We start from the raw sequence: 19649 nt of genomic DNA, 5'->3' as shown, positions 1-19649 counted from the left end.
TCGTCTCCCAAATACCCAAGATGAGAAACGCCCCGGCCCGCCGGCGGTAGAGTGCTTTTTCGGATCGTAGCATTTTGGGAGAATAGACATGGACGGCCAGTCGGGATCGAAGACGCCGGAACTCAAGCTGTACAACACGCTGACGCGCGAACGGACGGTGTTTGCACCGATCGATCCGAAAAACGTCCGCATGTATGTCTGCGGCCCGACCGTCTACGACTTCGCGCATATCGGCAATGCCCGCCCGGTCATCGTCTTCGACGTGCTGTTCCGGCTGCTTGCCCACGTCTACGGCGCCGATCACGTCACCTATGCGCGCAACATCACCGACGTCGATGACAAGATCAACGCCCGGGCGCTCAGAGATCATCCGAGCCTGTCGTTGAACGATGCGATCCATGCAGTGACCGAAAAGACCGCCAAGCAGTTCCACGACGACGTGGCGGCTCTCGGCTGCCTCGCGCCGACGGTCGAGCCGCGGGCGACCGACAATATTGCGCAGATGATCGAGATCATCGAGCGGCTGCTTTCCCGCGGCCATGCCTACGAGGCTTCAGGCGAAGTGCTGTTCGATACCAAGTCGATGGCCGATTACGGGCAATTGTCGAAGCGTCCGCTCGACGAGCAGCAGGCCGGTGCCCGCGTGGCCGTTGATGCGCACAAGAAGAACCCCGGCGATTTCGTGCTCTGGAAGGCCTCCAGCGACAACGAGCCCGGCTGGGACAGCCCCTGGGGTCGCGGTCGTCCGGGCTGGCATATCGAGTGCTCGGCGATGAGCCAGCGCTATCTCGGCGAGGTGTTCGATATTCATGGCGGCGGGCTCGATCTGATCTTCCCGCACCATGAGAACGAGATCGCCCAGTCGCGTTGCGCCCATGGCACAGACGTGATGGCGAATGTCTGGATGCACAACGGCTTCGTGCAGGTCGAAGGCCGCAAGATGTCGAAGTCTGAAGGCAACTTCATCACCATCAACGAGTTGCTGGCGACGGAGAAATTCGGCGGCCGTCAATGGCCGGGCGATGTTCTGCGGCTGGCGATGCTGATGACGCATTACCGCGAGCCGATCGATTTCTCGATCAAGCGGCTGGAAGAGGCTGAACGGCTGCTGGCGAAATGGCCGGCTGCCGAGCTTGGCGATGCGGCACCGGCGGCAAGCGTGATGGATGCGCTTGGCGACGACCTCAACACGGTTGCGGCCGTGCAGGCGCTGCATGCGCTGGCGCAGGAGGCCAATGCCGACAAGACGTTGCTGCCGGTGTTTGCGGCGAGTGCTGCTTTGCTCGGGCTGTTGCCTGCGATGGCGGAGATCGACGAGGCGGTGGCGATCGAGATCGACCGGCGGGTGAAGGCGCGGCTGGAGTTGCTCAACGCCAAGAACTTCGCCGAGGCCGACAAGATCCGCGACACGCTGCTGGCCGAGGGCATCCAGTTGAAGGATGGCAAGGATGCAGCGACGGGTGCGCGGGTGACGACGTGGGAGGTGAAGCGGTGACGCTGGCGGTTTTCGAAAAGACCCCTCCCCAACCCCTCCCCACAAGGGGGCGGGGCTTCCTTGCCGCCGCCTCTCGACACAACCTCGACGTCGCGGTCGAATCTCGCTTCAGTTGGGCAGGACCATCACCACGGCTTAGCCTTCTCCCTTGTGGGGAGGGGTCCTTACTTCCATCTGCAACGGTATGGAGAGCTCACCCATGACTGCGACCTACACCGGCGGCTGCCAGTGCGGCGCGATCCGTTTCCGGGTGCGGGGCATGCTCACGGATTCGTCGATCTGTCATTGCCGCATGTGCCAGAAGGCGTTCGGTGCCTATTATGCGCCACTGGTGTCCGTGCGCGGCGCGGAGATCGAGTGGACGCGTGGCGAGCGGAAGAAATTTCGGTCCTCCAACGTGGTGGAGCGCGGATTCTGCGCCGATTGCGGCACACCGTTGACCTATGAGGCACCCGACGGCATGGCGATTGCGGCAGGCGCGTTCGACGATCCCTCGGCGCTACCACCGGTCATCCAGTATGGCACCGAGCGGAAGATCGACTTCGTCGATCATCTGCACGAATTGCCTGCCCGCGAGACGGAAGAGGACGCGGAGGCAGCGCCCTTCGTGCTCGATCTGGTTTCCTACCAGCATCCCGACCACGACACGGCCAGTTGGCCCAAAGAGGAGAGCCCGTGACCGCGGCTGCACCGATGAGCGGAGGCTGCCAGTGCGGCGCGGTTCGTTATCGCGCCACGGGTGAACTCGGCTACCCGCATCTTTGCCATTGCCGCATGTGCCAGAAAGCGGCCGGCAGTTACTTTATGCCTATGGCAGCCATAGCGCGGTCCGATTTCGCCCTCACTCGCAGTGATCCGACGTGGTTTCACTCGTCCGATCTGGTCCGGCGAGGCTTCTGCGGAATTTGCGGAACACCGCTGTTCTACGAGATGCCTGGCGCCGACTTCATCAACATCACGCTCGGCTCGCTGGATGATCCGCAAGCCGTGAGGCCCGTGGCACAGTCGAATACCGGGCGCAAGGTGCCCTGGTTTCACGAACTCGACGGCCTGCCCATTGAAGCCGCCGACGGCATGCCGGATCGCGAGAATGCGATTGCGGCGAGCAATCATCAACATCCCGACCATGACACGGCCAGTTGGCCATCCGGAGCATCATCATGAGCGAACCCATTCGAACAGGCGGCTGCCAATGTGGCGCCGTGCGTTTCCGCATCAGCGGCAAGCTCGGGCGACCGTCGATCTGCCATTGCCGGATGTGCCAGAAGCAGTTCGGCGGGTTCTTCTCGGCGCTGGTAACGACGCCTGACGAGGGCATGGAGTGGACGCGCGGCGAACCGAGCTACTTCCAGTCCTCCATCAACATCGAGCGCGGCTTCTGCAGGGATTGCGGCACGCCGATGATCTACCGGCATCCGGGCGGACTGGAGCTGGCGATCGGCACCTTTGACGACCGCAGCGATCTGGCGCCGCAGGTTCAGGTGAACTACGGCGCACGCATCCCATGGGTCGAGACGATTTTCGACCAGCCAGTCCATACCGATCCGGATTTCTATGCGCGGCAGGAAGCGATCATCTCCTTCCAGCATCCCGATCACGACACCAATATCTGGCCAGCCCGAGGCGTGAAAATATGACTGACGTTCTGCGCACACTCTATCCCGAGATCGAACCCTATGCGTCGGGCCATCTCGATGTCTGCGATGGCCATGTGATCTATTGGGAACGCTCAGGCACGCCGGGCGCCAAGCCTGCGGTGTTCCTGCACGGCGGCCCTGGCGGCGGCATCGCCCCGAGCCATCGGCGGCTGTTTGACCCGGCGCTCTATGACGTGACGTTGTTCGACCAGCGCGGCTGCGGCCGCTCGACGCCGCATGCGGATCTCAACGCCAACACCACCTGGCATCTGGTGGCCGATATCGAGCGGCTGCGCGAGATGGCCGGTGCCGAGAAGTGGCAGGTGTTCGGCGGTTCCTGGGGCTCGACGCTGGCGCTCGCCTATGCGGAAAAGTATCCGGAGCATGTGTCGGAGCTGATCGTGCGCGGCATCTATACGCTGACCAAGGGTGAACTCGACTGGTACTATCAGTTCGGCGTCTCCGAGATGTTTCCCGACAAGTGGGAGCGCTTCATTGCGCCGATCCCGCCGGAAGAGCGCCACGAGATGATGTTCGCCTATCATCGGCGGCTGACGCATGAGGACAAGGCCGTGCGGCTCGAGGCTGCCAAGGCCTGGAGCATATGGGAAGGCGAGACGATCACGCTTCTGCCGGAGGCTTCGACCAGCGGCAAGTTCGAGGAGGCCGAGTTCGCCTATGCGTTTGCGCGCATCGAGAACCATTTCTTCGTCAATGCCGGCTGGATGGAGGAAGGCCAGCTTCTGCGTGACGCGCACAAGCTCAAGGATATTCCGGGGCTGATCGTGCACGGGCGTTACGACATGCCCTGCCCGGCACGATACGCCTGGGCGCTGCACAAGGCCTGGCCGAGAGCGGATTTCCATCTGATCGAGGGTGCCGGGCATGCCTATTCTGAGCCGGGGATTCTTGACCGGTTGATTCGGGCTACGGATATGTTTGCGGGGAAATAGGCTGGCATCTGCGGATGTCAGCCCCCCAAGCATAAAACACAAAAGCAGTTATCGCCCGGGAGGCATCGCAATGGCCAGAGACAGAATCTACCTCTTCGACACGACGCTCAGGGACGGTCAGCAGACGCCCGGGATCGACTTTTCCGTCGAGGACAAGATTTCGATCGCCACCATGCTCGACGAGTTCGGCCTCGACTACATCGAGGGCGGCTATCCCGGTGCCAACCCGACCGATACCGCCTTCTTCAGCGAGAAGCGCACCAGGCGTGCTTCTTTCGTCGCATTCGGCATGACCAAGCGCGCCGGCGTTTCCACCTCCAACGATCCGGGGCTGGCGACGCTGCTGCAGGCAAAGAGCGATGCGATCTGTTTCGTCGCCAAGAGCTGGGATTACCATGTGAAGGTAGCGCTCGGCTGTTCGAACGAGGAGAACCTCGAAAGCATCTCGGAAAGCGTCAAGGCGGCGGTCGCTGCAGGCAAGGAGGCGATGGTCGATTGCGAGCATTTCTTCGACGGCTACAAGGCCAATCCTGAGTATGCGCTGGCCTGCGCCAGGACAGCCTACGATGCCGGCGCACGCTGGATCGTGCTTTGCGACACCAATGGCGGCACGCAGCCCCCCGAGGTCCGTGCGATTGTCGAGGCAACCATCGCGGCGGGCGTTCCGGGACACTGTCTTGGCATGCATGCTCACAATGATACCGGCCAGGCGGTGGCCAATTCGCTGGCCGCGGTCGAAGCCGGCGTTCGGCAACTCCAGGGTACGCTCAACGGCATCGGTGAGCGCTGCGGCAACGCCAATCTTATAACGCTGATCCCGACGCTGGCGCTGAAGGAGACCTATTCGTCACGCTTCGAAACCGCCATCGATGCAGAGCGGCTGTTGAACCTGACGCGGCTGTCGCATGCCTTCGATGAGTTGCTGAACCGCTCGCCCGATCACCAGATGCCCTATGTCGGCGCCTCCGCATTTGCCACCAAGGCCGGCATCCATGCCTCGGCGCTGCTGAAGGATCCGCGCACCTATGAGCATGTGACGCCCGAAAGCGTCGGTAATTTCCGCAAGGTGATGGTGTCCGATCAGGGCGGCAAGGCGAATTTCATCAACGCGCTGAAGCGCCGCGGCATCGAGGTCGGCAAGGACGATCCGAAGCTCGACCAGTTGATCTCGCTGGTGAAGGACCGCGAAGCGTCGGGCTACGCCTATGAAGGGGCCGATGCCAGCTTCGAACTGCTGGCCCGCAGGACGCTGGGAACCATCCCGGAGTTCTTCTCGGTCGAAGGTTTTCGGGTGATGGTCGAGCGGCGGTTCGATTCGCACGGACAGGTGAAGATCGTCTCGGAAGCGGTGGTCAAGCTCGGCATCGACGGCCAGACGGTGATGTCGGTGGCCGAAGGCGATGGCCCTGTCAACGCGCTCGACCTGGCATTGCGCAAGGATTTCGGCAAGTACCAGCACGAGATCGACGACCTCGTTCTGGCCGATTTCAAGGTGCGTATCCTCAATGGCGGCACCGAGGCGATCACCCGCGTCCTGATCGAATCGACCGATAGTGACGGCGTGCGCTGGTGGACGGTCGGGGTGTCGGAGAACATCATCGACGCTTCTTTCCAGGCCCTGATGGATTCGGTGATTTATAAACTGATGAAGAACCGGCAGCTGGCAGGCAAGATTGCGGCAGAATAGGCTGCGATCAAACGCGCTGCATATTCGTTCAATGAAATGAATTGGCCTATTCACGGCCGTTACGCTAACCGGGTCCTCAATCAGTACAATAATGGAAGCACCCGATGTCTGCCGATGCAAGCGCGCCGTTGATCAAGAACGAGGACAGCCCGCGCGGTTTTGCCTTCGCACTCACGGCCTATCTGCTGTGGGGCTTTCTGCCGATCTACATGAAGGCGGTCGCCCATATCTCGCCTGCCGAGGTCATCGCGCACCGCATTCTGTGGTCGCTGCCGTTGGCGGGCATCGTCCTCGTCGTCCTCGGCCGCACGGACGATGTCCGTATGGCGCTGCGCTCGCCGCGTCTGCTGGCGATGGCGGCACTGACGGCCGCGCTGATTACCGTGAACTGGGGCACCTATGTGTGGGCGATCGGCGCCGGTCATTCGATCGATGCGGCGCTCGGCTATTTCATCAATCCGCTGTTCAGTATTCTTCTCGGCGCCGTCGTGCTCAAGGAACAGCTGCGTCCGGTCCAGATTGCAGCGATCGTGCTGGCGGGCCTTGCGGTCGTCATCCTCGCGGTCGATAGCGGCCATGTGCCGTGGATTTCGCTGACGCTGACGATCTCCTGGGGGCTCTATGCGCTGCTTCGCAAGACGTTGCCGCTCGGTCCCAACCAGGGCTTTTTTCTCGAGGTGCTGATCCTCAGCGTCCCTGCTTTCTTCTACATCCTCTATCTCGAATTCGGCAGCGGCGAAGGCCATTTCTACCGCACAGGATGGGCCGATACGGGGCTGCTGCTCGGCTGCGGGCTGGTGACGGCGGTGCCGCTGATGATCTATGCCAACGGCGCCAAGCTGCTGAAGCTGTCGACCATCGGGATCATGCAGTATATCGCGCCGACGATGATCTTCCTGATCGCCGTCTTCGTCTTCAAGGAGCCGCTCGGTACCGCGCAGATGATCGCCTTCCCGCTGATCTGGGCAGGGCTGTTTCTCTATAGCTGGTCGATGATCAGAAATAGCCGGGGGCGTTAGCGCCCCGACTTTCACATCTTCGAGATCACGGCTTCCTCGCCGTCCCGGTCGGATGCAAGTTCTGCCGCCTGCGCCATGATCGTCGGGATGATTTCCGAGATGTTGTCGATGACCAAGGGCTGGACGCGATGGGCGGTGTGGATGAAGCCCTCGTCTGTCATGTGACGCAGCAGCTCCATCATCGGATCCCAGAAACCGTTGATGTTGGCAAAGATCATCGGCTTTTCATGACGGCCGAGCTGTGCCCAGGTCATGATCTCGATGATTTCCTCGAGCGTGCCGATGCCGCCGGGCAATGCCACGAAGGCATCCGAGCGCTCGAACATCGTGTGTTTGCGCGCATGCATGTCCGGGGTTACAATCAGCTCGTTAAGCTGGCCGAGCGAGTGGCGTGTCGCCTCCATGTCGATCAGGAACTCGGGAATGATGCCGGTCACCTGACCGCCGTTCGAGAGCGTGCCGCTCGCCACCGCTCCCATGATGCCCTTGGTGCCGCCGCCGTAGATCAGGCGCAGGCCGTAATCGGCGATTTCCTTGCCCAATGCACGGCCGGCGGCCATGTGGCTGGGATCGCTACCGGGGCGCGAACCACAGTAGACACAGATGGAGCGAATGGAATGAGATTGATCTGTCATAGGGGCAAACAACTATTCTCTCTGTGTTCAGTCAAGAAAAATGACAGAAAACATGCATCTTACATTTGTCCGGCTACTTTGACTGCTTGTGCAAAGCAACGGGAATCGCTAGCAATTTCAGGAAGTCTGGCATGTTTGCCGCCTGGGGAGCCTTAATGATGAAAAACCGAGCCGGCTTGCTGGCCCTTGCAGTACTCGCAATCGCAATTCTGTTGATGGTCTTTGTCGTCATGCCCCGCATCAACGGCGACGGCACAAAGGTTGGCGACGCAATCAATCAGGCAGGCTCCGAGGTCAAGAATACCGTTGCCGAATCCGCCAAGACAGCACGAACCACCGCACCAGACGATGCGGCGACGGCGCAGAAGCTCGGCGGCCTGACGACGGCAGCCGGACAAGCGATTACAGAACTTAAGGCGCTGTTTGCCGATGGCAAGGGGCCGACCGACGACGTGTTCGCCGCTGCCAAGACCAAGACGACAACGGCGCTCCAGTCCCTGGCCGATTTTGCCGCTCCCGAGGGCACCAACCCGATCACCGCGGCAGCTGTTCAGAAAGCCAAGGAGGGCGCTGCCAAGGCGCTCGCCATCATTCAGGCGCTGCCGGAGACGATTGCCGATGCTGCTGCCGCCATTGCCCGCGCAGAAGCTGCGCTGACGGGGGCGCCGGAACCGGCCGCACCTGCAGCCGACCAGACGCCCGACAATGCCGCAGCACCTGTTGCCGAAGGTCCGAAACTGCCGACGTTCGACGTTCTGCGTGTCGAGCCGGATGGTTCCACCGTCATCGCCGGCACCGCCGAGCCGAACAGCAAGCTTGAAATCATCGACGGCGACAAGGTGCTGATGGGCACGGATGTCGGCGCCAGCGGCGACTTCGCGGCTGTTCTGGACACCCCGCTGGCTGGTGGTGATCACCAGTTGCAACTGCGCGCGACCGGCAAGGACGGCAAGGTGACAACCTCCGAAGAGGTCGCGACGATTTCCATCCCGAAGGACGGCAATGCATCGCAACTGCTGGCGATGGTCTCGAAGCCGGGCACAGCCAGCCGGATCATCACCGCGCCGGGCGTGACGCCGCCTGCCGCGGCAAACAACAGCACTGTGACGGACCAGGCAGCGGCAACCCCGCAGCAGGCTCCGGCGCCGACACCTGCGGACGCCACAACCGCGCCGGCTGCCGCTACCGCAGCGGCTGACGTGATGGTCAACGCCGTCGAGATCGAAGGCGACAAGATCTTCGTGGCCGGCACCGCAAAGCCCTCGGCAAATGTGTTCGGCTATGCCGACGACAGACTGGTCGGCAAGGCGAAGGCCGGTCCCGATGGCCATTTCGTCATTGACGGCGTGATGCCGCTTGCCGTCGGCGATCACAAGATCCGCGTCGATGTGGTCGATGCTGCCGGCAAGGTTCTGGTTCGCGCCTCGGTCAACTTCAACCGGCCGGAAGGCAACCAAGTCACGGTCGCAGCACAGACCGGCGCACCTGCCGGCGCCCCGACGCCTCCGATGCTCTCGCTTGACGAGGGCGCGCTTGGCAAGCTCAAGAACGACGCATCCAAGGCATTCGCGCTGTTGAGCGGCCTGTTCAGCGATGGCAAGATCCCCGGCAACGAACAGCTTGCGGCAGCCCGCTCGGCCAACGAGTTCGCGCTGAAGTCGATCGTGGATTTCCGCGCGGCGGCCGATGCGACCGCCGACTTCAAGGACCGCGTGACCTCTGCCTCGATGAAGGCCAATGATGCGCTGAAGATGCTGCAGGCCCTGCCCCGGGATGCAAACTCCATCGGTGCGGCACTTGCCAAGCTCGGCGCGATGATCGCCGACCTGACCGCGCCGCCGGCAGCACCGGCAGCACCGGCCGCTCCGGGAGCCAACGAAGTCGCCAGTGGCGACGGCGGGCCGGCGACGATCGAGCAGGCACCGCTACAGGAGAGCAAGGAAACCGTGATCATCCGCCGTGGCGACACGCTGTGGCAGATCTCGCGCCGCATCTATGGCCTCGGCGTTCGCTACACGACGATCTATGTCGCCAACGAGGACAAGATCATCAACCCCGACCGTATTCTGCCGGGCCAGGTCTTCGGTCTGCCGAAGGACGCGCTGCCGAATGCCGAAGAGATGCACCGCAAGCGGCTCTCGGGCGAACACCTCTAGAACGAGACAGACAAAGCGGCCGGCATCGACATGAATGCCGGCCGTTTCTTTGCGGTGATATCCATCTGTTGCATTGCGCCTGTCGACGCCCTATCTGCCGGTCACGGCGATCACATCCGGCGGCGCCTCAATCGCTGCGCCACCCCTTCCCCTTTGCCGGCAACACGATACGGCCAGAGCCCTTTGCGGGCCGGAGACATGCATGGCAAACGGCAAGACAGTTTCAGACTCCAATCTGATGCAGACGCTCGTGAACCTTTGGCCCTACATGTGGCCGACAGGGCGCCCGGACCTGAAGATGCGCGTCGTCTGGGCGGCGATCTATCTGCTGGTCTCCAAGTTCGTACTGCTGCTGGTTCCCTACTTCTTCAAGTGGTCGACTGATGCGCTGAACGGCAAGATGGATCTGGCCGGAAAGGTGCCTGATCTGTTCATCGGCGCAACGGCGCTCGTCATTGCCTATAACCTCACCCGCCTCATCCAGTTGGCGCTGAACCAGCTGCGCGACGCGCTGTTTGCCAGCGTTGGCCAGCATGCGGTGCGGCAACTGGCGTTCAAGACCTTCGTGCATATGCATGAGCTGTCGCTGCGCTTTCACCTGGAGCGCAAGACCGGCGGCCTGTCGCGCATCATCGAGCGCGGGACGAAGGGCATCGAGACGATCGTTCGCTTCACCATCCTCAATTCCATTCCGACGCTGATCGAATTCCTGCTGACGGCGGTGATCTTCTGGTGGGGCTACGGCTTCTCCTATCTTGCCGTCACCGCCTTTACCGTCTGGGCCTATATCTGGTTCACCATCCGGGCCAGTGACTGGCGCATCTCGATCCGCAAGACGATGAACGACAGCGATACCGACGCCAACACCAAGGCGATCGATTCGCTGCTCAACTTCGAGACGGTCAAATATTTCGGCAACGAGGATATGGAAGCCAAGCGCTTCGATGCCTCGATGGCGCGCTACGAGAAGGCGGCGACCAGCGTCTGGACGTCGCTGGGCTGGCTGAACTTCGGCCAGGGCGTGATCTTCGGCCTCGGGACCACTGTCATGCTGATTCTCTCGGCGCTGGCCGTGCAGCGCGGCGAGCAGACCATCGGCGATTTCGTATTCGTCAACGCCATGCTGATGCAGCTCTCGGTGCCATTGAATTTCATCGGCTTCGTCTACCGCGAAATCCGCCAGGGCCTCACCGATATCGAGCAGATGTTCGATCTGCTCGAGGTACAGGCCGAGGTGAAGGATGCGCCTGATGCCAAGGCATTGGACATCCGCCAGGGTGCCATTTCGTTCAAGGACGTACACTTCGCCTATGATGCGGCACGGCCTATCCTAAAGGGTATCTCCTTCGATGTGCCTGCTGGCAAGACAGTGGCGATCGTCGGGCCATCGGGCGCCGGCAAATCGACGATGTCGCGGCTGCTCTATCGGTTCTACGATATCCAGAGCGGCTCGATCACCGTCGATGGCCAGGACGTTCGCGAGGTCACGCAGAAGAGCCTGCGCACGGCGATCGGCATGGTTCCGCAGGATACCGTGCTGTTCAACGATACCGTCGCCTATAACATCCGCTACGGCCGACCATCCGCCAGCGAGGCAGAGGTGAAGACGGCGGCCGAGATCGCGCAGATCGCCCACTTCATCGACCTGCTGCCCGAGGGTTTCGACACGATGGTTGGCGAGCGCGGGCTGAAGCTTTCCGGTGGCGAGAAGCAGCGCGTGGCGATTGCCCGCACGATCCTCAAGGCACCGCCGATCCTCATTCTCGACGAGGCGACATCGGCGCTCGATACCACCACGGAACGCGAAATCCAGGCGGCGCTCGACATTGTCTCGAAGAACCGGACGACGCTGGTGATTGCGCACCGGCTATCGACGGTGATCGGCGCAGACGAAATCATCGTGCTGAAGAGCGGCGAGATCGCCGAGCGCGGTACGCATGCCGAACTTCTGCTGAAGAACGGTCTCTACGCCTCGATGTGGAGCCGCCAGCGCGAAGCGACGCAGGCCGAGGAGCATCTGAAGCAGGTGCGCGAGAGCGACGACCTCGGCGTAGTCAACCGGCTGGCACCGGCCACCTGAGGGTCCGGAAGGCAATTCCGGGGCTTTTACCGCCCGGATTCTGCCATAGATGTGCATGAGGGGGCATCAGCATTGCCCCGAGGAATGTTTCCCTGTAACCAGCGGAGACGAAAACGCTAGGAGAGCGGCATACATGAGCTTGTTCAATACGGTGCGCAACACGATCGTTCCGGTGCACAAGGAAGGTTATCCCTTCATCGCAGCCTTCTTCGTGGCTTCCCTCGTTCTGGGCTGGATCTTCAAGCCGCTGTTCTGGGTCGGCCTGATCCTGACACTGTGGTGCGCCTATTTCTTCCGTGATCCGGAACGCCTGACGCCGCAGGACGATGACCTGGTCATCTCGCCTGCCGATGGCAAGGTGTCTTCCGTGCAGATGGTGGTACCACCGGCCGAACTCAACCTCGGCTCGTTGCCGATGCTGCGGATCTCGGTGTTCATGAATGTCTTCAACTGCCATGTGAACCGTGCGCCGATGCGCGGCCGCATCGTCAGCGTCAACTATCGCTCCGGCAGCTTCGTCAATGCCGAGCTCGACAAGGCCAGCGAAGACAACGAACGCAACGGCCTCGTCATCGAGACCGCGCATGGCCAGATCGGCGTCATCCAGATCGCCGGCCTCGTGGCACGCCGGATCCTTTGCTGGGCCAATGCCAACGAGCCTCTGGATGCCGGCGAGCGCTTCGGCCTCATCCGCTTCGGCTCGCGCCTCGACGTGTTCCTGCCTGCCGGTGCCGAGCCGCGCGTGACGCTCGGCCAGACGGCCATCGCCGGCGAAACGGTGCTGGCCGAATTCGGCTCCGCCAAGGGCCCCGTCGTCAGCCGTCGCGCCTAACACAGAGATTGGAGCGCGACCATGGAAACGCCCTTCCCGCCTTTTGAGCCCAATGGCCCGCCCGATGATTCGGGCCGTGGTCCACGGCTTCGCGAGATTCCGCTGCGGCTGGTCGTTCCCAACCTGATCACCATCCTGGCGATCTGCGCCGGCCTGACCGGCATTCGCCTGGCTTTCGAAAATCGCTACGAGCTTGCCGTCGGCATGGTGCTTGTCGCCGCCTTCCTGGATGGTATCGATGGCCGCGTCGCACGGCTGATGAAGGCAACGTCGAAGTTCGGTGCGCAGATGGATTCGCTCGCCGACATCGTCAATTTCGGCGTTGCACCGGCGCTGGTCGTCTATGTCTTCGCTCTCGATCAGGCCCGTTCGCTCGGCTGGATCGCAGCGCTGATCTACGCAATTGCTGCCGGCCTTCGGCTGGCGCGCTTCAACGTGATGTCGGAGCGCGAGAACAAGGCGAGCTGGCAATCGGAATATTTCGTTGGCGTGCCGGCCCCTGCCGGTGCCATGCTGGTGCTGCTGCCCGTCTATCTCGGCTTCCTCGGGCTGACAACCGACAAGACATTCGGCTATATCTCGGCGGCCTATACCGTGCTGATCGCCTTCCTGCTGATCAGCCGCCTGCCGGTCTGGTCCGGCAAGTCGGAAGGCACCAAGCTGCGTCGCGATCTGGTGCTGCCGATGATGCTCGGCGTGGTCATCTATGTCGCCATGCTCTCAAGCTTCACCTGGGAAGTCATGTCGGTGACAGCCGTGATCTATCTGCTCACCCTTCCCTTCGGCGCCCGCAAGTGGAAGCGCAAATACGGGACGCTGACGATCGAGGAGCCGGGCATCGGCGAAGACGATATCGGCCGTCACATCTGACAACTCCTGATTCCATCCTGAACTCACATGTTTGGCTCAAGGCTCGCGAATTATGGTTTATCGACATAAATCATGATGAGCCTTGCCTATATTTTGTCGCTATTACAGGCAAAAGAACAATCATTATAAGAGTCTAGGGACAGCAGTTAAGGAGAGTAACGTGACCCCGAAGAAGACAAGCGTGGAACAGCCTGCAAAGACAGACCTCAGCGCACACTACCGCCCGCTCGGCCTCAAGGCCGTTCTTGCCGCAGCTTTGATGCTGAAAAGCAAGCCGGCACTGGCGAAGAAGATCGCCTGATCAGGCCGTCACGAAACGGGCGCCAAGGCTGATCGCCAGAAGCGCCATGACGATGCCGATGATGCCATCGAGAACCCGCCATGCGGCGGGTTTGGCGAAGACCGGTTGCAGCAAGCGCGCACCGTAGCCCAATCCAAAGAACCAGACGAACGACGCGATTGCCGCCCCTGCCCCGTAGGCAAGTCGGTCCGCCCCTTGGTACGCCGATGACAGGCTGCCGAGCAGAACAACCGTGTCGAGATAGACATGCGGGTTGAGGAAGGTGAAGGCGAGGCACGTCGCCACTGCTGCCTTGAGGCCGAGCGGCTCCGGGTTTCCCGCCTGCATGGCGCCGGGACGGAGCGCCCGACGGGAAGCCATGAACGCATAGGTGCCGAGGAACAGCATGCCGCCGAGGCTTACGGCTGCAATCAGCGTTGGCGACTGCGAAACCAGCGTGCCGAGGCCGGCGACGCCAGCAGTGATCAGCACAGCATCTGACAATGCGCAGATCAGGCACAGGATGAAGACATGCGAGCGCAGCAACCCCTGGCGGAGGATGAAGGCGTTCTGGGCGCCGATGGCGATGATCAGGGAAGCACCGAGGAGGAAGCCGGAGAGAGCGGCCGATATGGAGAACATGCGATTTTCCGGATGTGAATGCGGTGGGATATCGGATCAGAAGAAGCTGAGCTGGCCGTCATCCGGCTTTTTCTTGTCTACGGGAGGCAGCGGGTTTTCGGGCACAACCGGCGTCTGCAGATCGGCGCCCATGTTGGCGACCTTGTTGACCTTGTCGGAGATCGGGATCGCCTCGAAGAAATCCTCGTCGATCGGCTTCATCAGATCGGCGACCTCGCGTGGTTCCTGCGTCTTGCAATCCAGCCAGCGGGAGAAGTCCTCAGGCTTGATGACCACGGGCATGCGATCGTGGATCGGGGCGATGGCTGCATTGGCCCGTGTTGTCAGGATGGCACCGGTATCGACCTCGGAGCCATCGGCTGACGACCATGTCTCCATCAGGCCGGCAAAGGCGACAACGCCGCCGTGGCGCGGCTTGATCCAGTAGGCCTGCGATTTCTCGCCGCTCTCCTTCGGCGGGCGGTGCCATTCGTAGAAACCGGAGGCCGGAACCAGCACGCGGCGATGGCGCATGGCGGCGCGGAACGAGGCCTTGCTGATCGCCGTCTCCGAGCGGGCGTTGAGCAGCAGCGGAAATTCCTTGGGGTCCTTCACCCATCCTGGCGTGAAACCCCAGCGGACAAGAAGGGCGCGGCGATCCGGCAGGTTGCTGCCCTTCTCCTGCGCGTCGCCGGAAACAACCACCAGAATCGGCTGGGTCGGGGCGATGTTGAAGCGCGCCGGAAAATCCTCGAGGTCCAAGACACCGAGAATTTCCTTCAACTCCTCAGGGGATACGGTCAGGGCATAGCGTCCACACATAGAGATGTATTTGCACCCCGCCCCCGCGTGGTCAAGATGCGGCCAAGAGTGGCTCAGCCGCGCGGGGCAAACAGGATGATCGCGGTGCCGCAGAGGCAGACGAGCGCGCCCGAGATATCCCACCGATCCGGAACGCGGTTTTCGACGAGCCACAGCCAGATCAGCGAGGCGACGATATAGATGCCGCCATAGGCCGCGAAGGTGCGGCCTGCCGCTTCGCTTGGCACCAGCGTCAACAGCCAGGCAAACAGCGCCAGCGACACCATGCCCGGCGCCAACCACCAGACCGGCTTTCCCATCCGCAGCCACGCCCAGAAAGCGAAGCAGCCGGCAATCTCGAAGAGGGCAGCGGCGGCGTAGATGATATAGGTCACTGAGACTGCCTTCGAATCGCTGGGTTCGCTATGCTTTCGAGCGAGCAGATAGCCACGCGGCCGCAGTCACCTGCAAGCAACAAAGCGGTCCATTTCATGACTTCTCAGCCGACGGCAGCATCATCAGGCATCCTCGAACGCAACGGGCGGTTTCTGCTGGTGCTTCGGCGCAATCCGCCATCGGCCGACATGTACGCCTTTCCCGGCGGCCGGGCGGAGCCTGATGAAACGCCAGCGCAGACCGCCTTGCGCGAGTTCGAGGAAGAGACAGGCATTGTGGCCCGCAATCCGCAGTTGTTTGCGACCTATGACCTGCAGCAGCACGACACTGACGGCCGGCTGAGCAGCCATTTCTTTCTCTCTGTGTTTCAGGTCGAAGCGGACGCCGACGCGGTCGCCGTTGCTGCCGACGACGCAGCGGCGCTCGGCTGGTTCACAGTGGAGGAGATTCGCAGGTTGCCGACACCGCAAAGCGTGCTCGAATGCGCCGAGCGGCTGGCGCTGCGCGCGGAATAAGCAAGGGGAAACGCCCCGCTACACCTTGTCCCCGTCATCATCAGGGTATCCAATGGTGCCATGATTCCCGTTCGACGCGTCCTGTTGCTTGTTGTTCTCGGCGCCTTCACGGCGTTGCCGACTTTTGCATCGGCACAAGGGCCGACAACGGTTGCGCCTGATGAGACGGTTGCGCCAAAGGCCGTGGCCGTGCCCTACGATGACAAGTTGACACGTCTGTCCGAGGTCCTGGGATCGGTGCATTATCTGCGCACTCTATGCAAGGCGGAGAGCGGCGAGGAATGGCGGGTCCGGATGCAGCAACTGCTTGATTCTGAAGCAAAAGACGAGCCGGCTCGGAAAGAGAAGCTGACGGCGGCGTTCAATCGCGGGTATCGGGCTTTTGCGTCCGTTTATACGGATTGCACACCGGCGGCGATCATGGCAGAAGAGCGCTACCGTAACGAAGGTGCAACACTGGCTACCGAAATTACGTCTCGCTTTGGAAATTAACGATAAATTAACCTCTTTTCACCTGCGCACGTGTCGTTTTGGGAAAAGGCTGATAGAGTTGTTAACCAGGCAGTAAGGCATGCAGTTCGAGGAAAAGACAATGGAACCGAGCCTCAACGACATCGACGACATGATCGTCCACGAAAAGATGCAGGCGGCGCTGGAGTACCATAACGAAGCCTGGGCCGATGGCATGGCAGACGGCATCGAGCCTGAGATCATCGCCGATACGGCGATCATTCATGCTCTTCGTGAAACCATCCGCCTTCATGGCGAAAACAGTGCAGAAGCCTTGCTGGAATCGTTGCGAGAACGCATGCTGGCCGGTGAGTTTTCTCCGACTCGCACCCTGCAATAACAGCACAGAGAGTTTTATGCGCACCGATATGAACAATGCTTCGCGGCCCGCGATGGCGCCGCTTTTGCTTGCAATCAGCCTCGGTGCCAGCAGCCTGATGAGCGCGCCCTCAGCGTTTGCGCTTTCCGAGCTGCAGAAGACGCCGGGCCTTTCCGACAGCACATCGAGCGATAAACCAGCGGCCCCGAGCGTGCCGACTGGCGTTCCCGCGCCCGGCCCGGTGATCAGCAAGCCTGATGGCCAGAGCCCCGACACGACACCGGGTGCGCAGGACAGTTCCAAGCCCGTCGATGTGCTCTACGATATCAGTAAAGTACCGGAACCGGTGCGGCGCATGCGCGAACAGATCGTCGAGGCTGCCGCCTCGGGCGATCTGGAGCGGCTGCGACCACTGTTCGGCACGGGTGCGACACAGACACAGGTGAGTGTCGGCGAGGCAACGGATGACCCGATCGGCGCGCTGAAGGATCTCTCCGGCGATCCGGACGGCGATGAAATCCTGGCGATCATCCTCGACATCATCTCGACCGGCTTTGTTCATGTCGGCCAGGGTACGGCCGATGACATGTATGTCTGGCCCTACTTCGCGGAGAAGGACCTGAAGAAGCTGACGCCGCCGGAGCGCGTCGAGCTGCTGCGGATCGTGACCGCCGGCGATCTCTCCGACATGCAGGAATTCGGCGGATACAATTTCTATCGCCTCGGCATCACCGCTGACGGCAAGTGGAAGTTTTTCACTGCCGGCGACTGACGCTTGCGATCCCTGCCCTGAAGACATACTTCTGAGCGATAACAACGCCACAGGTGCGCCTATGCCAGCCGTATTTCTGAAAGACCGCGCGCTCATCCGGGTAAGCGGTATCGAAGCGCAGCCCTTTCTGCAGAACCTGATCACCACCGATATCGTCTCGCTCGGCGCCGATGAAACGCGGCCCGGCGCATTGCTGACGCCGCAGGGCAAGATCCTGTTCGACTTCATGATCTGGCGCGACGGCGACGACTTCGTGATCGAGACGGATGAGTTGCAACGGGAAGCGCTGACGAAGCGGCTGACGATGTACAAGCTTCGCGCTGCCGTGGCGCTTGCGGCCGATGGCGAAGGCGTCACCGTTTCATGGGGAGACAATGTGGCGACCGGCTTCCGTGACAGCCGGTTTGCCAAGGCAGGGATCGACGTATCCCGGACACCCGGCCAGCATGGCGACGATGATGTGGCGGCCTACGACGCGCTGCGCGCCGCCCATGGCGTGGCGGCCTCCGGCTTCGACTACGCGCTGCAGGACGCTTTTCCGCATGATGTGCTGTTGGATCTCAATGGCGGCCTTTCCTTCAAGAAGGGGTGCTATGTCGGCCAGGAGGTGGTTTCGCGCATGCAGCACCGCGGCACGGCACGCCGCCGCGTGGTGACTGTCAGCAGCGTCGAGGCCCTTCCCGCTTCCGGTACCGAGATTACCGCATCCGGCAAGCCGGTCGGCACGCTCGGCTCGGTTTCCGGACGTAGCGGTCTTGCGATCATCCGCATCGACCGCGCCGGTGAAGCGATGTCATCGGGCACGCCGCTGCTTGCCGGCGACGTCGAAGTTACCGTGGCGCTGCCTGCCTGGTCCGGACTTGTGTTTCCTTCTGCCTCCGACGAGGCCAGCGCTTGACGGCTAAGGCTCCCCGCGCATGGCAGCGGATGCTGTCCGGCCGCCGACTGGATCTGCTCGACCCCTCGCCTCTTGATGTCGAGGTCAGCGACATCGCCCATGGCCTGGCGCGCGTCGCCCGCTGGAACGGGCAGACATCCGGCGATCATGCGTTCTCTGTTGCCCAGCATAGCCTTGTGGTCGAGGACATCTTTCGGCGCATGAACGAGACCACGCCGGATCAATGCCTGCTGGCACTGTTGCACGATGCGCCCGAATATGTGATCGGCGACATGATCTCACCGTTCAAATCGGTGGTCGGTGGTGGCTACAAGATGGTCGAGAAGCGGTTGGAGGCGGCGATCCACCTGCGGTTCGGCCTGCCACCGCATGCCGGGCGCGAACTCAAGGACAAGATCAAGAAGGCCGACACGATTGCCGCCTATTTCGAGGCATCGCAGCTGGCGGGCTTCAGCACGGCTGAGGCGCAGAAACTGTTCGGCCAGCCCCGCGGCATCACCAGGGACATGCTGATGCTGACACCCCTGCCCGCGACCGAGGCGCAGCGGCTGTTTTCCGAGCGCTTCGAGGCGATCGACGGCAGCAGGGGCAGGCCATGACATCGATCGTGGTTGCACCGCTTGCCCGTATTGCCGAAATGGCGGTCCGGCATCGCGCCCGTGAGATGATCAGCCTGATGGCGAAGGAGCAGACGTTCCATCGCCCGGCGGTGATCCACGCCCATCGGCACCTGCTGCTCAACATGAACGACATCACCTTCAAGGGCACCGGCAACCTCGTCGCGCCGGATGCAACGCATGTTCGCGAAATCATCGACTTCGCAGGCCAGTGGGACCAGACGGCACCGCTCTTGGTGCACTGCTGGATGGGTGTGTCGCGCTCGCCGGCGGCAGCGCTGATCGCGGCGCTGTCACTGGTGCCAGATCAGGACGAGATCGCGCTGGCGCAGCGTTTGCGCATGGCCTCGCCATATGCGACGCCGAACATGCGGATCATCGAGATCGGCGATGAACTGCTTGGCCGCAATGGGCGGCTGGTTACCGCGATCAAGGGCATCGGGCGTGGCGCCGATGCGGATGGAAACGCACCGTTCGTGCTTGCGCTGCGCGAGCCGCAAACGGTTTAAGTGGTTGACGCGCCTGTCGGCTGTCCCATCTACGCAGGTCGACACAC

Annotated in this window: 23 protein-coding genes; 19 read left to right on the top strand and 4 right to left on the bottom strand. The window is 61.9% G+C overall.

Annotated elements, in window-relative coordinates:
- Positions 1-88: 88 nt before the first annotated feature.
- The 7 genes from cysS (at position 89) to rarD (ending at position 6791) form a co-directional block, all read left to right on the top strand.
- A complete protein-coding gene (gene cysS / locus GVL52_RS08175; protein ID WP_160005663.1) occupies positions 89-1495 on the top strand; it encodes a cysteine--tRNA ligase in 1407 nt (468 codons plus the stop codon).
- A gap of 199 nt (positions 1496-1694) precedes the next feature.
- The gene (locus tag GVL52_RS08170; protein WP_160005661.1) at positions 1695-2174 is read left to right on the top strand and encodes a GFA family protein; all 480 of its coding nucleotides are present in this window, start codon (positions 1695-1697) and stop codon (positions 2172-2174) included.
- Entirely contained in the window at positions 2171-2659 is a 489-nt protein-coding gene (locus GVL52_RS08165) for a GFA family protein (RefSeq protein WP_160005659.1), read from the top strand. Before GVL52_RS08170 ends, GVL52_RS08165 begins: the two co-directional genes overlap by 4 nt.
- A complete protein-coding gene (locus GVL52_RS08160; RefSeq protein WP_160005658.1) occupies positions 2656-3132 on the top strand; it encodes a GFA family protein in 477 nt (158 codons plus the stop codon). The genes GVL52_RS08165 and GVL52_RS08160 overlap by 4 nt, the downstream gene beginning before the upstream one ends.
- A complete protein-coding gene (gene pip, locus GVL52_RS08155) occupies positions 3129-4085 on the top strand; it encodes a prolyl aminopeptidase (protein WP_160005656.1) in 957 nt (318 codons plus the stop codon). Before GVL52_RS08160 ends, pip begins: the two co-directional genes overlap by 4 nt.
- Positions 4086-4155: 70 nt before the next feature.
- On the top strand, positions 4156-5772 hold the full coding sequence (gene cimA / locus GVL52_RS08150; protein WP_160005654.1) for a citramalate synthase: 1617 nt from the start codon (positions 4156-4158) through the stop codon (positions 5770-5772).
- 104 nt (positions 5773-5876) lie between these two features.
- Positions 5877-6791 carry an EamA family transporter RarD gene (rarD, locus tag GVL52_RS08145; RefSeq protein WP_160005652.1) on the top strand — a complete coding sequence of 305 codons (915 nt, stop codon included), beginning with the start codon at positions 5877-5879 and terminating at the stop codon, positions 6789-6791.
- Positions 6792-6802: 11 nt separating this feature from the next.
- Here rarD and GVL52_RS08140 read toward each other — a convergent pair whose 3' ends face one another.
- A complete protein-coding gene (locus GVL52_RS08140) occupies positions 6803-7426 on the bottom strand; it encodes a TIGR00730 family Rossman fold protein (protein WP_160005650.1) in 624 nt (207 codons plus the stop codon).
- Positions 7427-7581: 155 nt separating this feature from the next.
- Between GVL52_RS08140 and GVL52_RS08135 the strand changes: the two genes are divergently transcribed.
- The 5 genes from GVL52_RS08135 (at position 7582) to GVL52_RS30350 (ending at position 13665) form a co-directional block, all read left to right on the top strand.
- Positions 7582-9582 carry an Ig-like domain-containing protein gene (locus GVL52_RS08135; RefSeq protein ID WP_160005648.1) on the top strand — a complete coding sequence of 667 codons (2001 nt, stop codon included), beginning with the start codon at positions 7582-7584 and terminating at the stop codon, positions 9580-9582.
- A gap of 202 nt (positions 9583-9784) precedes the next feature.
- On the top strand, positions 9785-11662 hold the full coding sequence (locus GVL52_RS08130; protein ID WP_160005646.1) for an ABC transporter ATP-binding protein/permease: 1878 nt from the start codon (positions 9785-9787) through the stop codon (positions 11660-11662).
- Positions 11663-11711: 49 nt separating this feature from the next.
- Positions 11712-12494, top strand: coding sequence for a phosphatidylserine decarboxylase (locus tag GVL52_RS08125; RefSeq protein ID WP_306440352.1), 783 nt, complete (start codon positions 11712-11714; stop codon positions 12492-12494).
- A 21-nt stretch (positions 12495-12515) separates the two neighbouring features.
- On the top strand, positions 12516-13364 hold the full coding sequence (gene pssA, locus GVL52_RS08120) for a CDP-diacylglycerol--serine O-phosphatidyltransferase (protein ID WP_160005642.1): 849 nt from the start codon (positions 12516-12518) through the stop codon (positions 13362-13364).
- Positions 13365-13524: 160 nt separating this feature from the next.
- Entirely contained in the window at positions 13525-13665 is a 141-nt protein-coding gene (locus GVL52_RS30350) for a hypothetical protein (protein ID WP_200847783.1), read from the top strand.
- On the opposite strand, the gene GVL52_RS08115 is transcribed toward GVL52_RS30350, so the two are convergent.
- The 3 genes from GVL52_RS08115 to GVL52_RS08105 are packed head-to-tail and all read right to left on the bottom strand — an operon-like array spanning position 13666 to position 15461.
- Entirely contained in the window at positions 13666-14286 is a 621-nt protein-coding gene (locus GVL52_RS08115; RefSeq protein ID WP_160005640.1) for a LysE/ArgO family amino acid transporter, read from the bottom strand. It abuts the gene before it with no gap.
- A 36-nt stretch (positions 14287-14322) separates the two neighbouring features.
- Positions 14323-15087, bottom strand: a complete 765-nt coding sequence (locus GVL52_RS08110; protein ID WP_160005638.1) for an SOS response-associated peptidase — start codon at positions 15085-15087, stop codon at positions 14323-14325.
- Between the two features lie 53 nt (positions 15088-15140).
- Positions 15141-15461 (bottom strand): YnfA family protein, encoded by a 321-nt coding sequence (locus tag GVL52_RS08105; protein WP_160005636.1) that lies wholly within the window; start codon positions 15459-15461, stop codon positions 15141-15143.
- A gap of 96 nt (positions 15462-15557) precedes the next feature.
- Between GVL52_RS08105 and GVL52_RS08100 the strand changes: the two genes are divergently transcribed.
- From GVL52_RS08100 to GVL52_RS08070, 7 genes are all read left to right on the top strand, one after another.
- Positions 15558-15977: an NUDIX hydrolase gene (locus tag GVL52_RS08100; protein ID WP_160005634.1), complete on the top strand. Its 420-nt coding sequence runs from the start codon at positions 15558-15560 to the stop codon at positions 15975-15977.
- A gap of 36 nt (positions 15978-16013) precedes the next feature.
- Positions 16014-16469, top strand: a complete 456-nt coding sequence (locus tag GVL52_RS08095) for a TIGR02301 family protein (RefSeq protein ID WP_200847793.1) — start codon at positions 16014-16016, stop codon at positions 16467-16469.
- A 100-nt stretch (positions 16470-16569) separates the two neighbouring features.
- Complete coding sequence (locus tag GVL52_RS08090) at positions 16570-16827, top strand: hypothetical protein (protein ID WP_160005908.1); 258 nt, start codon at positions 16570-16572, stop codon at positions 16825-16827.
- Between the two features lie 16 nt (positions 16828-16843).
- Positions 16844-17578 (top strand): hypothetical protein, encoded by a 735-nt coding sequence (locus GVL52_RS08085; RefSeq protein WP_160005630.1) that lies wholly within the window; start codon positions 16844-16846, stop codon positions 17576-17578.
- A 61-nt stretch (positions 17579-17639) separates the two neighbouring features.
- Positions 17640-18476, top strand: a complete 837-nt coding sequence (locus GVL52_RS08080) for a folate-binding protein YgfZ (protein ID WP_160005628.1) — start codon at positions 17640-17642, stop codon at positions 18474-18476.
- Positions 18473-19075: a YfbR-like 5'-deoxynucleotidase gene (locus GVL52_RS08075; protein WP_160005626.1), complete on the top strand. Its 603-nt coding sequence runs from the start codon at positions 18473-18475 to the stop codon at positions 19073-19075. Before GVL52_RS08080 ends, GVL52_RS08075 begins: the two co-directional genes overlap by 4 nt.
- Positions 19072-19602: a tyrosine phosphatase family protein gene (locus GVL52_RS08070; protein ID WP_160005624.1), complete on the top strand. Its 531-nt coding sequence runs from the start codon at positions 19072-19074 to the stop codon at positions 19600-19602. The genes GVL52_RS08075 and GVL52_RS08070 overlap by 4 nt, the downstream gene beginning before the upstream one ends.
- The last annotated feature ends 47 nt before the right edge of the window (positions 19603-19649 follow it).

This window comes from Rhizobium sp. 18055 (assembly GCF_902706285.1).
Classification (GTDB): Bacteria; Pseudomonadota; Alphaproteobacteria; order Rhizobiales; family Rhizobiaceae; genus Rhizobium.
This window is presented reverse-complemented; position numbering and strand designations above follow the sequence as displayed.

Excerpts from the sequence above, each read along its gene's own strand:
- GVL52_RS08085 (WP_160005630.1), top strand. The coding sequence starts at position 16,844 with ATGCGCACCGATATGAACAATGCTTCGCGGCCCGCGATGGCGCCGCTT.
- GVL52_RS08090 (WP_160005908.1), top strand. The coding sequence starts at position 16,570 with ATGGAACCGAGCCTCAACGACATCGACGACATGATCGTCCACGAAAAG.
- cimA (WP_160005654.1), top strand. The coding sequence starts at position 4,156 with ATGGCCAGAGACAGAATCTACCTCTTCGACACGACGCTCAGGGACGGT.
- pssA (WP_160005642.1), top strand. The coding sequence starts at position 12,516 with ATGGAAACGCCCTTCCCGCCTTTTGAGCCCAATGGCCCGCCCGATGAT.
- GVL52_RS08100 (WP_160005634.1), top strand. The coding sequence starts at position 15,558 with ATGACTTCTCAGCCGACGGCAGCATCATCAGGCATCCTCGAACGCAAC.
- GVL52_RS08125 (WP_306440352.1), top strand. The coding sequence starts at position 11,712 with ATGTGCATGAGGGGGCATCAGCATTGCCCCGAGGAATGTTTCCCTGTA.
- GVL52_RS08110 (WP_160005638.1), bottom strand. The coding sequence starts at position 15,087 with ATGTGTGGACGCTATGCCCTGACCGTATCCCCTGAGGAGTTGAAGGAA.
- GVL52_RS08160 (WP_160005658.1), top strand. The coding sequence starts at position 2,656 with ATGAGCGAACCCATTCGAACAGGCGGCTGCCAATGTGGCGCCGTGCGT.
- GVL52_RS08080 (WP_160005628.1), top strand. The coding sequence starts at position 17,640 with ATGCCAGCCGTATTTCTGAAAGACCGCGCGCTCATCCGGGTAAGCGGT.
- rarD (WP_160005652.1), top strand. The coding sequence starts at position 5,877 with ATGTCTGCCGATGCAAGCGCGCCGTTGATCAAGAACGAGGACAGCCCG.
- GVL52_RS08130 (WP_160005646.1), top strand. The coding sequence starts at position 9,785 with ATGGCAAACGGCAAGACAGTTTCAGACTCCAATCTGATGCAGACGCTC.
- GVL52_RS08070 (WP_160005624.1), top strand. The coding sequence starts at position 19,072 with ATGACATCGATCGTGGTTGCACCGCTTGCCCGTATTGCCGAAATGGCG.
- cysS (WP_160005663.1), top strand. The coding sequence starts at position 89 with ATGGACGGCCAGTCGGGATCGAAGACGCCGGAACTCAAGCTGTACAAC.
- pip (WP_160005656.1), top strand. The coding sequence starts at position 3,129 with ATGACTGACGTTCTGCGCACACTCTATCCCGAGATCGAACCCTATGCG.
- GVL52_RS08140 (WP_160005650.1), bottom strand. The coding sequence starts at position 7,426 with ATGACAGATCAATCTCATTCCATTCGCTCCATCTGTGTCTACTGTGGT.
- GVL52_RS08135 (WP_160005648.1), top strand. The coding sequence starts at position 7,582 with ATGATGAAAAACCGAGCCGGCTTGCTGGCCCTTGCAGTACTCGCAATC.
- GVL52_RS08170 (WP_160005661.1), top strand. The coding sequence starts at position 1,695 with ATGACTGCGACCTACACCGGCGGCTGCCAGTGCGGCGCGATCCGTTTC.
- GVL52_RS08115 (WP_160005640.1), bottom strand. The coding sequence starts at position 14,286 with ATGTTCTCCATATCGGCCGCTCTCTCCGGCTTCCTCCTCGGTGCTTCC.